Source organism: Pseudomonas sp. NPDC089534 (assembly GCF_044749305.1).
Lineage (GTDB): Bacteria > Pseudomonadota > Gammaproteobacteria > Pseudomonadales > Pseudomonadaceae > Aquipseudomonas > Aquipseudomonas ekonensis.
Map to the genome: position 1 here is coordinate 22,067 of NZ_JBIVHR010000067.1, position 10,181 is coordinate 32,247.

Consider the following 10,181-nt stretch of genomic DNA (forward strand, 5'->3'; position numbering starts at 1 on the left):
AGGACATGAAGACAGAAAATGACCGGCACCCGGCCTGGCATGAAGTGTGCGTTACCTCTGGCGAGGCGCACTCCATCAGGCCCGGCCCGAGGTTTCCACTGCCGGACCTGCGGTTTCAAGGAGTCCACCTTGGTTAACAAAGTACTGGTTGTCGAAGACGAACAGCAGTTGGCGGAGAACCTTCAGGTTTACCTGTCGACGCAGGGGCTGGACGTCCGGATTGCACATGACGGCGCGGACGGGATCGGCCAGGCCGAGACCTTCGCCCCCGATGTGATGGTGTTCGATTACCGCTTGCCCGATATGGAAGGCTTTGAGGTGCTCGACGCCGTCCGCCGGAACAGGACGTGTCATTTCGTGCTGATAACGGGTCACCCGACCGCTGAAGTCTGTGAGCGGGCGCGGCAACTGGGAGTCAGCCACATCCTGTTCAAGCCGTTCCCGTTGGCGGAACTGGCGCGGGCGATCTGTGACCTGCTGGGGATCGAGCGCAGCGCGAGACCCGGCGCGAACCCTTCCGAGGGGTTCGTCGAACGACGCCAGAGCAAGACCGAGAGCTTCCCGTTGCAGTTGTTCGATGGCAGTTGGGTGCTGGCGGATCGCCGACGAAGCAAGTCGGACGCCCTGGCACCGGATGACGATCAAATGCTCACCGGGGAGTAGTGGCGCGATCAGACGTTCCGGCACCCGCCGCAATGGCCTGCCGCGCCGACTGGGCCCCCGGCCCCGGGCGTTGGAGAGCAAGCCATGGATCGTCTGTCCGTTGTCGTCGAACCGCCGTTGGCCGAGCCGTTGCCGCAAGCGCAGGCCCCGGCGCGCTTCACCGGTGAGCAACTGGCCCAGGCCCGGACACGGGCCGCCGGCTCCGGGGAGCGGATGCTCGATGCCCTGGCCGCCCTCTGCGAACTGGCGCCCATGCCGTTCATCGCCAGCCTGGGCGCCACCCTGCATTACCCGGTGCTCGACACCGACAGCCTGTTCCAGGCCACCCCGGTGTTCGACCGGGTCACCCTCGCGCAATGCCTCAAACGTGAATTCATCCTGCTGCGCCACCGCGACGAAGTCATCGGCGTGTTCGCCGACCCCTTCGACGGCGCGCGCCTGGCCTGGATCGACGAATGCCTGCACGGCGCGCCGCTGTACCTGGTGCACGCCGACGACCTGAGCGCCTATCTGGCCCGCCACGAAGAAAGCTTCCACGCCGTGGAGTCGCTCAACGCCCAGGCCGACGCCGGCACCCAGACCGACACCCTGCAGAGCCTGTCCCTGACCAGCATCAGCGAAGACGCCAGCGTGGTGGTGAAGCTGGTCAACTCGACCCTCTACGATGCGCTGAAAATGCACGCCAGCGACATCCACCTCGGCACCACCGGCAACGGGCTGGTGATCAAGTACCGGATCGACGGCGTGCTCAACAACATCGGCAAGATCCAGGGCACCGAGTTCGCCGAGCAGGTGATTTCCCGGGTCAAGGTCATGGCCGAACTGGACATCGGCGAGAAGCGCGTGCCCCAGGACGGCCGCTTCAAGATCGGCATCAGCGGCCGGCAGATCGACTTCCGGGTGTCGATCATGCCGAGCATTTTCGGCGAGGACGCGGTGCTGCGGGTGCTGGACAAGCAGGACCTGGCCGACAAGGTCTGCGGCGTGCAGCTGCAGGCCCTGGGCTTCGAGGACGAGACCCTGCGCCAACTGCGCCGGCTGGCCGCCGAACCCTACGGCATGGTGCTGGTGACCGGCCCCACCGGCAGCGGCAAGACCACCACCCTCTACGCGATGATCACCGAGATCAACCACGGGGTGGACAAGATCATCACCATCGAAGACCCGGTGGAGTATCAGTTGCCGGGCGTGCTGCAGATCCCGGTCAACGAGAAGAAGGGCCTGACCTTCGCCCGCGGCCTGCGGTCGATCCTGCGCCACGACCCGGACAAGATCATGGTCGGCGAGATCCGCGACCCGGACACCGCGCAGATCGCCGTGCAGTCGGCGCTCACCGGGCACCTGGTGTTCACCACCATCCACGCCAACAACGTGTTCGACGTGATCGGCCGCTTCACCCAGATGGAAATCGACCCCTACAGCCTGGTCTCGGCGCTCAACGCGGTGCTGGCCCAGCGGCTGATCCGCCTGGTGTGCAGCGGTTGCAGCGCGCCGGCGACCCCGAGCGAAGAAGAACTGCGCGCCTCGGGCCTCGACCCGCACAAGGTCGGCCATTACCGCTTCGTCCACGGCAAGGGCTGCGGCCATTGCCGGGGCAGCGGCTACCGCGGGCGCACGGCGATCGCCGAACTGCTGCACCTGGACGACGAGCTGCGGCAGATGATCGTCGAACGCCAACCCATCACCCGGATCAAGGCCCTGGCCTGCGAGCGCGGTCTGCGCCTGTTGCGCGAATCGGCGCTGGAACTGGTGGAACACGGCCGCACCACGCTGGAGGAGATCAATCGTGTCACTTTTATCGCGTGAGCGTTTTGTCGCCGTGCTCGGCGCCAGCGGTGTGGGCCTGGGGCAGCGGCGGGGCAGCGAGACCCTGTGGCTGGGCAGCGTCGGCTACATCGACGAAGGCTTCCAGAGCTATGCGGTGGCGCTGGACACCCTCGACCGCCTGCTCGGCGAACACGCCAAGGCCGGCGCCGAACTGTGCGTGGTGGTCTCCGGGCACTTCAGCCGTTTCTGCCTGGTGCCGTGGAGCGAGCAGATCAGCACCCCCGAAGAACTGCGTGGCTTCGCCCAGCTGTGCTTCGAAGATCTGTTCGGCGCGCCGACCCAACCCTGGAGCCTGGTGCTGTCCGCCGAGCCTGCGGGCCACGACCGCATCGCCAGCGCCTTGCCGCAGGACCTGCTGGAACGTCTGCGCACGCTGGTGGCCGGGCGTGGCTTGCGCCTGCGTTCGGTGCAGCCGTACCTGATGACGGCGTTCAACCGCTTCGACCGCAGCCTCGACGCCGGCGACTTCCTGTTCGTGGTCGCCGAGCCGCAGCGCAGCGTGCTGCTGCTGGCCCGGGAGGGGCGCTGGGCGGCGGTGCGGTCGGTGGGCGGCAGCGACAGCGATGCGGCGCTGGCCGCGCTGGTGGGCCGCGAACGGCAATTGCAGGCCAGCGCCAGCGAGCGTCCGTTCAACGTCTACCTGCACGCCCCGGCGCGCCTCGATGCGCAGCCGGAGATCGACGGGGTGCAGGTGCGCACCCTGGAAGACGACGCGATGACCGTGCATGACGGCCTGTACGTCATGTCCCGGGCGGTGGCCTGACATGCGCGCCCTGAATCTGGACTTCCAGCCCCGTCCGCGTTCCGGCCCGTTGGGCTGGAGCCTGCTGGGCGGCGGCGCGCTGCTGGCGCTGGTGTGCTTCGGCGTGCAGCAACACCTCGGCGACCAGGCCGAACAACAGCAAGGCCACCTGCAGCACACCCAGCGCAAGCTCACCGGCGACAGCGGCGTGAAGGCCAGCCTGACCCCCGCCGAGACCCGCGAGCAGGCGCAGAACCTGGCCGAGATGCGCAAGGTGTCGCAGCAGCTGCGCCGCCCGTGGGAACGCCTGTTCGCCATGCTCGAAGCCATGCCCCGGGACGACATCGCCTTGCTCAGCCTGACCCCGGACGCACGCAAGGGCCAGGTGCGCATCAGCGCCGAGGCCCGGGACCTGCAGGCGATGCTGGATTTCCACAAGCGTCTGGAGGCCAGCGACGAGCTGTCGGACGTGTCGCTGCTGAGCCACGAAATCGTCGTGAAATCGCCGGAGCACCCGGTGCAGTTCAACCTGTCGGCGACCTGGGAGATGGGCGATGCGAATCCCTAGACTGATCGTCCACGAATACCTGCAAGGCCTCGGCGTGCCGGGCCTGGCCGGAGCGGCCCTGCTGCTGGTGGCGCTGGCCTGGGCCCTGGGCGGCCTGCTGCCGGGCTGGCAGTCGCTGCAACAGTTGAGCCGGCAGACCGAAGAGGCCACCGAGTACCTGGCCAAGGTCGAGGACGGCAGCATCGCGCCGCCGGTGGTGCCGCAGCGCCAGCTCGACGACTTCCGCAACAAGCTGCCGGCCCAGCCCCAGGCCACCGTCGCCATCGACCGCATCTACGCCCTGGCGGCCCAGGAGCGCATCACCCTGGCCCGCGGCGAATACGCCCTGGGCGTCGATCCCAAGACCCATCTGGCGCGCTACCAGATCCTGCTGCCGGTGCGCGGCAGCTACCCGCAGCTGCGCCGCTTCCTGCATGCCTTGCTCGGCCAATTGCCGGCGGTGGTGGTGGAGGACGTCGAGTTCCAGCGCAAGAAGATCGCCGACACCGACCTCACCGGCCGGATCCGTTTGACCCTTTACCTGTCGAGGTCGTGATGGACACCAAACGCATCGTCGGCTGGGTGGCGTTCTTCGGCGTGGCGGCGGCGCTGGCCTGGCTGCCGGAATACTTCGGCCCGAGCGAAGACGGCGAATCGGCCGACCTCGCGGTGGCCACTCCGGCCAAGACCGCTGGCCGGGGTGCGTCGCCCGCCGCTGGCGCGAAGGTCGACGCCGCGCCGATCAAGGACCTGGGGCCGGCCGGCGACCTGTTCGCCGCCCAGTCCTGGAAGCCTGCGCCGACCCTGGCCACGGTCACCGAACAACCCGTCAACCCGGCCACGGCGGTGCAAGCCCCGAGCCTGCCGCCGGTGCCGTTCCAGTTCGTCGGCCGGCTGCATGACCGCAGCGACCTGCAGGTGTTCCTGCAGGACGGCGAGAAAATCTACGTCGTGCGCAGCGGGGATGTGATCGACGACACCTGGAAGATCACCGGCATTTCCGACCTGGAACTGAGCCTGGTCTACCTGCCTTTGCATTTGTCGCAGACCTTGTCTGTGGGGAGTACGCAATGAACAGATCCCGTTTGCTGATGAGCCTGGGCCTGTGCGCCGGGCTGGCCGCGTGCAGCTCGGCCCAGGTGGCCAACAAGGAGGCCGCCGACCTCATCGACCAGGGCCAGTACGAGGCGGGCCTGGCCCGGATCGAGGAAGGCCTGCGGGAAAACCCCCGCGACACCGAGCTGCACCTGGCGCTCAACAGCGGCCGGGCCAAGGCCATCACCGCGTTGCTGACCTCCGGCGACACCGACCGTTCGCGGCGGGACTTCGCCTCGGCCCGCACCGCCTACAACCGGGTGCTGACCATCGAGCCGAACAACCGCCGCGCCCAGGACGCCCTGCGCCAGCTCGACTACCTGCGCAGCATGGACGAGAAGCTCGAACTGGCCCGCGGCGACCTGCGCCGGGGCGACATTTACGGCGCCGACCGCCAGGTCAAGCAGATCCTCGAACTCGACCCCACCAACGAAGGCGCGCTGGAGCTGCAAGGCAACATCCGCCTGGTGCAGAGCCGCAACGTCGTGCAGTACCCGCAGCTGCGCACCCGGCTCGACCGGCCGGTGACCCTGGAATTTCGCGAAGCCAACCTCAAGACCGTGTTCGAGGTGCTGTCCCAGGTCGCCGGCCTGAACTTCATCTTCGACAAGGATCTGCGCCCGGACCTGAAGGCCACGATCTTCGTGCGCGACGTGCGCATCGAAGACGCCGTGCAACTGCTGCTGCAGCAGAACCAGCTGCACCAGAAAGTGGTGAACGAAAACACCTTGCTGATCTACCCGGACTCGCCGCAGAAGCTCAAGGATTACCAGGAGCTGGTGATGCGCACGTTCTACCTGACCAGCATCGACGCCAACACCGCGCTGAACATGATCAAGACCATGCTCAAGACCCGCGACGTGTTCGTCGACGAGCGCCTCAACACCCTGACCATGCGCGACACCGAAGACGCGGTGCGCATGGCCGAGAAGCTCTTGCAGTCCCAGGACCAGTCCAACCCCGAAGTGGTGCTGGAGGTGGAGGTGATGGAAGTCGCCCGCCAGCGCATCCTCGACCTGGGCCTGCAATGGCCGAGCACCTTCGGCGTGGTCAACAGCGACGGCTCGCCGGTGACCCTGCTGGGGCAGCTCAAGGGCATCAACTCCGACCGCATCTCCATCGCGCCGTCGCCCCAGGCCAAGATCAACGCCCAGGACAACGACATCAACACCCTGGCCAGCCCCGTGATCCGCGTCAGCAACCGTGAGCAGGCGCGCATCCACATCGGCCAGCGGGTGCCGATCATCAGCGCCACCTCGGTGCCCTCGACCCAGGGCCCGGTGATCACCGAGAGCGTCACCTACCTCGACGTCGGCCTGAAGCTCGAAGTGCAGCCCACCGTGCACCTGAACAACGAAGTGGCGATCAAGATCGCGCTGGAGGTCAGCAACGCCACGCCGCTGGAGCCGACCCGCCAGGGCACGATCCCGGTGCAGGTCGACACCCGCAACGCCCAGACCTCGCTGCGCCTGCACGACGGCGAGACGCAGATCCTCGCCGGGCTGGTGCGCAACGACCACGGCGCCACCGGCAACAAGATCCCGGGCCTGGGTGACATTCCCGGCCTGGGCCGGCTGTTCGGCAGCAACAAGGACACCGTCGGCAAGTCGGAACTGGTGCTCTCCATCACCCCGCGCATCGTGCGCAACCTGCCGTACCAGAGCCCGTCGGACATGGAGTTCCCCACCGGCACCGAAACCAGCATGCACATCCAGGCGCCGGACCGCTCGATGCAGGCGGCCACCCCGGCGCCTTCCGCTCAGCCTCGTGCGCTGGGCGGGGCGGCGGTCGCCACCACCCGCGTCACCGTCGAGAAGCCTTGATCATGAACACCGAGCGCGGTTTCACCCTGATCGAAGTCGTGGTGACGCTGGCCCTGATCGGCCTGCTGGCGGGCATGGCCGCGCCCCTGACCGAGACCCTGGTGCGCCGGGGCAAGGAGCAGGAACTGCGCACCGCGCTGTACCAGATCCGCGACGGCATCGACGCCTACAAGCGCGCCTTCGACGCCGGCTACATCGAGAAGTCGCTCAACAGCAGCGGCTACCCGCCGAACCTCAAGGTGCTGGTGGACGGCGTGCGCGACGTGCGCAGCGCCAAGGGCGCCAAGTTCTACTTCCTGCGCCGCATCCCGCGTGACCCGCTGGTGCCGGCCAAGCGTGACGACGAAGGGGGTTGGGGCCTGCGCGCCTACAACAGTTCGGCCCAGAACCCGCGCGACGGCGAAGACGTGTTCGACGTCTACTCCAAGGCGCGGGGCAAGGGCCTCAACGGCATCGCCTACCGCGAGTGGTGAACCTCATGCGCCGGGAACAGGGCTTTACCTTGCTGGAACTGATGGTGGTGATGGCGATCATCGCGACCCTGATGACCATCGCCTTGCCGCGCTACTTCAACAGCCTCGAAGCCTCGAAGGAAACCACCCTGCGCCAGAGCCTGTCGGCCATGCGCGAGGCGCTGGACCACTACTACGGCGATACCGGGCGCTATCCCGACTCGATCGACCAACTGGTGGAACTGCGTTATCTGCGCAACGCGCCGCTCGACCCGATCACCGAGCGCAAGGACCAATGGGTGCTGGTCGCGCCGCCGGACGGCGTGGCGGGCGGCGTGGCCGACATCAAGAGCGGAGCCACCGGGAGGGCGCGTGATGGCAGCCAGTATTCGGAGTGGTGAGCGCGCGGGGCAGGGCGGGTTCACCTACCTGGGCGTGCTGTTCCTGATCGTGCTGATGGGCATGGGCCTGGCCAGTGCCGGCGAGCTGTGGTCGACGGTGTCGCGGCGCGACCGGGAGCAGCAATTGCTGTGGGTGGGCAGCCAGTACGCCCAGGCCTTGCGCAGCTACTACCGCAGTTCGCCGGGGCTGGCGCAGTACCCCAAGGAGCTGGCGGACCTGCTGCAGGACGAGCGCTTTCCCGAGCCCCGGCACCACCTGCGCCGGTTGTACCCGGACCCGGTGGGCGGCGGCGAATGGGCGCTGCAACGGGGCTTCGACGGGCGCATCACCGGGATCAACAGCCCCTCCACCGAGACGCCGCTCAAGCAGGCGGACTTCCCGGCGCAGTGGTCGGACTTCGAAGGCATGACCCGCTACTCGGACTGGCAGTTCGTCGCCGAAAAGGCCTTCCTCGACGGCACCAACGGCCCGGCCAAGAACCAGTCGGCCCTGCCGCAGGCGCTGCAGCCATGAACGGCCGGTTCTGCTGTGCGCTGATCCTCGCCCTGGCGGCGTGCTGCGCCCAGGCCGGCGAAGAAGACGAAATGATGGGCTTCATCGTCGACGACACGATCTCGCACATCGGCCACGACTTTTACTACCTGTTCAGCGAACGCCTGCGCGACACCAGCCCCATGGACTTCAACCTGGTGGTGCGCGAGCGGCCCGACGCGCGCTGGGGCAGCCTGGTGACCGTGGAATATCAGCAACGCCTGGTCTATCGGCGCTTCCTGCCGCCGAACACCGTGGAACTGAAGGACGAGGCCTACGAGGCCGCCGACTGGGTTCGACGCCAGGTTGTCCAGCGCAAGCTGGAGGCCTTGTTGCAGGACACCACCGACCTTGAGAAGGACGAACTATGAACACGACAACGTTCTCACGGCGCCGCGCACCCTGGATCGCAGGATGGCTGATCGGACTGGCCGGCTGCGCCGCCGTCCAGGCCACCGAACTGGTCTACACGCCGGTCAACCCGTCGTTCGGCGGCAACCCGCTCAACGGCACCTGGCTGCTCAACAACGCCCAGGCCCAGAACGACCACGACGATCCGGACCTCAAGCGCCGCACGACCGTGGCCGGCACCTCGGCGCTGGAGCGCTTCACCAGCCAATTGCAGTCACGGTTGCTGGGGCAACTGCTGGACAACATCTCCACCGGCAACACGGGGAGCCTGTCCACCGACGCATTCATCGTCAACGTCATCGACGACTCCGGGGCACTGAGCATTGAAGTGACCGACCGAGCGACCGGTGAGGTTTCGGAAATTCAGGTTAACGGCCTCAACCCATGACGGGATGAGCGTTCCGGGGAGTGCAGGACATGAAAAAAATAATAGCGCTAGGGCTGATGTTGGCGGCATTGCAAGGGTGTGGTCTGCGCGAGCCGATGCCGGCCGAGCAGGACACCGAAACCCCGACCCTGACCCCCAGGGCCTCGACCTACTACGACCTTCTGAAGATGCCGCGGCCCAAGGGTCGCCTGATGGCGGTGGTGTACGGCTTCCGTGACCAGACCGGACAGTACAAGCCGACCCCGGCCAGCTCGTTCTCCACCAGCGTCACCCAGGGCGCGGCGAGCATGCTGATGGACGCCCTGCAGGCCAGCGGCTGGTTCGTGGTGCTGGAGCGCGAAGGGCTGCAGAACCTGTTGACCGAGCGCAAGATCATCCGCGCCTCGCAGAAAAAGCCCAACACCCCGGTGAACATCCAGGGCGAACTGCCGCCGTTGCAGGCGGCGAACATGATGCTCGAAGGCGGGATCATCGCCTACGACACCAACGTGCGCAGCGGCGGGGAAGGGGCGCGCTACCTGGGGATCGACCTGTCCCGCGAGTACCGGGTCGACCAGGTGACCGTCAACCTGCGGGCGGTGGACGTGCGCAGCGGGCAGGTGCTGGCCAACGTGATGACCAGCAAGACCATCTACTCCGTGGGCCGCAGCGCCGGGGTGTTCAAGTTCATCGAGTTCAAGAAACTGCTGGAGGCCGAAGTCGGCTACACCACCAACGAGCCGGCGCAGCTCTGCGTGCTGTCGGCGATCGAGGCGGCGGTGGGGCACCTGCTGGCGCAGGGCATCGAACGGCGGTTGTGGCAGGTGGCGGGGGACAACTCGGCGCCTTCGCAGGACGAGACGCTGAACCGGTACCTGACGCAGAACAAGGTGGATCCGGAGGCGGAATGAGCTGGGGCTTGGCGGCTCTCGGTTCTCGGGTCGAGCGTTCGACCGTGAGGTCCAGCCTGGCCTCTGCCGAACCACACCATCCCCTGTGGGCGCAACGGTCTTGGCCTGGGTCAGCGGTGTCCGGACTGACGCCATCGCCAGCAGGCTGGCTCCCACAGGGACATGTGTGCACACCCCGGAACACTGTGGGAGCGGGCTTGCCCGCGATGACGGCCTGACAGCCGATCCACCTCTACCTGACTGCACCCGACCCTTGTGGGAGCCAGCCTGCTGGCGATGGCGGCCTGAAGGCCGATCCACCTCTACCTGACTGACTGCACCCGATCCCGTGTGGGAGCCAGCCTGCTGGCGATGGCGGCCTGACAGCCAACCCAGCTCTACCTGACTGCATCCGATCCCCTGTGGGAGCC

At 67.1% G+C, this 10,181-nt stretch carries 13 protein-coding genes; all 13 read left to right on the forward strand.

The window, feature by feature from the left end:
* Positions 1-129: 129 nt before the first annotated feature.
* The 13 genes from ACIP0B_RS19635 to ACIP0B_RS19695 all read left to right on the forward strand — a co-directional run bounded on the left by ACIP0B_RS19635 (position 130) and on the right by ACIP0B_RS19695 (position 9,771).
* The gene (locus ACIP0B_RS19635; protein WP_400835242.1) at positions 130-663 is read left to right on the forward strand and encodes a response regulator; all 534 of its coding nucleotides are present in this window, start codon (positions 130-132) and stop codon (positions 661-663) included.
* Positions 664-747: 84 nt separating this feature from the next.
* Positions 748-2,469, forward strand: coding sequence for a GspE/PulE family protein (locus ACIP0B_RS19640; RefSeq protein ID WP_400835244.1), 1,722 nt, complete (start codon positions 748-750; stop codon positions 2,467-2,469).
* Positions 2,450-3,253, forward strand: a complete 804-nt coding sequence (locus ACIP0B_RS19645; RefSeq protein WP_400835246.1) for a hypothetical protein — start codon at positions 2,450-2,452, stop codon at positions 3,251-3,253. The genes ACIP0B_RS19640 and ACIP0B_RS19645 overlap by 20 nt, the downstream gene beginning before the upstream one ends.
* A gap of 1 nt (position 3,254) precedes the next feature.
* Positions 3,255-3,800 (forward strand): PilN domain-containing protein, encoded by a 546-nt coding sequence (locus ACIP0B_RS19650; RefSeq protein ID WP_400835248.1) that lies wholly within the window; start codon positions 3,255-3,257, stop codon positions 3,798-3,800.
* Positions 3,787-4,335, forward strand: a complete 549-nt coding sequence (locus tag ACIP0B_RS19655) for a GspMb/PilO family protein (protein ID WP_217892723.1) — start codon at positions 3,787-3,789, stop codon at positions 4,333-4,335. The genes ACIP0B_RS19650 and ACIP0B_RS19655 overlap by 14 nt, the downstream gene beginning before the upstream one ends.
* The gene (locus ACIP0B_RS19660; RefSeq protein WP_400835250.1) at positions 4,335-4,853 is read left to right on the forward strand and encodes a hypothetical protein; all 519 of its coding nucleotides are present in this window, start codon (positions 4,335-4,337) and stop codon (positions 4,851-4,853) included. The genes ACIP0B_RS19655 and ACIP0B_RS19660 overlap by 1 nt, the downstream gene beginning before the upstream one ends.
* Complete coding sequence (locus ACIP0B_RS19665) at positions 4,850-6,697, forward strand: secretin N-terminal domain-containing protein (RefSeq protein ID WP_217892721.1); 1,848 nt, start codon at positions 4,850-4,852, stop codon at positions 6,695-6,697. The genes ACIP0B_RS19660 and ACIP0B_RS19665 overlap by 4 nt, the downstream gene beginning before the upstream one ends.
* A 2-nt stretch (positions 6,698-6,699) precedes the next feature.
* Positions 6,700-7,170: a type II secretion system protein gene (locus ACIP0B_RS19670; RefSeq protein ID WP_085586866.1), complete on the forward strand. Its 471-nt coding sequence runs from the start codon at positions 6,700-6,702 to the stop codon at positions 7,168-7,170.
* A 5-nt stretch (positions 7,171-7,175) separates the two neighbouring features.
* Positions 7,176-7,550 carry a type II secretion system protein gene (locus tag ACIP0B_RS19675; protein WP_085586882.1) on the forward strand — a complete coding sequence of 125 codons (375 nt, stop codon included), beginning with the start codon at positions 7,176-7,178 and terminating at the stop codon, positions 7,548-7,550.
* The gene (locus tag ACIP0B_RS19680; protein ID WP_400835253.1) at positions 7,525-8,064 is read left to right on the forward strand and encodes a type II secretion system protein; all 540 of its coding nucleotides are present in this window, start codon (positions 7,525-7,527) and stop codon (positions 8,062-8,064) included. Before ACIP0B_RS19675 ends, ACIP0B_RS19680 begins: the two co-directional genes overlap by 26 nt.
* Positions 8,061-8,453, forward strand: coding sequence for a curli production assembly/transport protein CsgE (csgE, locus tag ACIP0B_RS19685; RefSeq protein WP_217892719.1), 393 nt, complete (start codon positions 8,061-8,063; stop codon positions 8,451-8,453). Before ACIP0B_RS19680 ends, csgE begins: the two co-directional genes overlap by 4 nt.
* The gene (locus ACIP0B_RS19690) at positions 8,450-8,881 is read left to right on the forward strand and encodes a curli assembly protein CsgF (protein ID WP_085586869.1); all 432 of its coding nucleotides are present in this window, start codon (positions 8,450-8,452) and stop codon (positions 8,879-8,881) included. Before csgE ends, ACIP0B_RS19690 begins: the two co-directional genes overlap by 4 nt.
* 29 nt (positions 8,882-8,910) lie before the next feature.
* Positions 8,911-9,771, forward strand: a complete 861-nt coding sequence (locus ACIP0B_RS19695) for a CsgG/HfaB family protein (RefSeq protein WP_085586870.1) — start codon at positions 8,911-8,913, stop codon at positions 9,769-9,771.
* Positions 9,772-10,181: the final 410 nt, after the last annotated feature.

What these genes read in the sequence shown, in the direction of transcription:
- ACIP0B_RS19640 (WP_400835244.1), top strand. Translation starts at nt 748, where the DNA reads ATGGATCGTCTGTCCGTTGTCGTCGAACCGCCGTTGGCCGAGCCGTTG.
- ACIP0B_RS19650 (WP_400835248.1), top strand. Translation starts at nt 3,255, where the DNA reads ATGCGCGCCCTGAATCTGGACTTCCAGCCCCGTCCGCGTTCCGGCCCG.
- ACIP0B_RS19655 (WP_217892723.1), top strand. Translation starts at nt 3,787, where the DNA reads ATGCGAATCCCTAGACTGATCGTCCACGAATACCTGCAAGGCCTCGGC.
- ACIP0B_RS19660 (WP_400835250.1), top strand. Translation starts at nt 4,335, where the DNA reads ATGGACACCAAACGCATCGTCGGCTGGGTGGCGTTCTTCGGCGTGGCG.
- ACIP0B_RS19665 (WP_217892721.1), top strand. Translation starts at nt 4,850, where the DNA reads ATGAACAGATCCCGTTTGCTGATGAGCCTGGGCCTGTGCGCCGGGCTG.
- ACIP0B_RS19670 (WP_085586866.1), top strand. Translation starts at nt 6,700, where the DNA reads ATGAACACCGAGCGCGGTTTCACCCTGATCGAAGTCGTGGTGACGCTG.
- ACIP0B_RS19675 (WP_085586882.1), top strand. Translation starts at nt 7,176, where the DNA reads ATGCGCCGGGAACAGGGCTTTACCTTGCTGGAACTGATGGTGGTGATG.
- ACIP0B_RS19680 (WP_400835253.1), top strand. Translation starts at nt 7,525, where the DNA reads ATGGCAGCCAGTATTCGGAGTGGTGAGCGCGCGGGGCAGGGCGGGTTC.
- csgE (WP_217892719.1), top strand. Translation starts at nt 8,061, where the DNA reads ATGAACGGCCGGTTCTGCTGTGCGCTGATCCTCGCCCTGGCGGCGTGC.
- ACIP0B_RS19690 (WP_085586869.1), top strand. Translation starts at nt 8,450, where the DNA reads ATGAACACGACAACGTTCTCACGGCGCCGCGCACCCTGGATCGCAGGA.
- ACIP0B_RS19695 (WP_085586870.1), top strand. Translation starts at nt 8,911, where the DNA reads ATGAAAAAAATAATAGCGCTAGGGCTGATGTTGGCGGCATTGCAAGGG.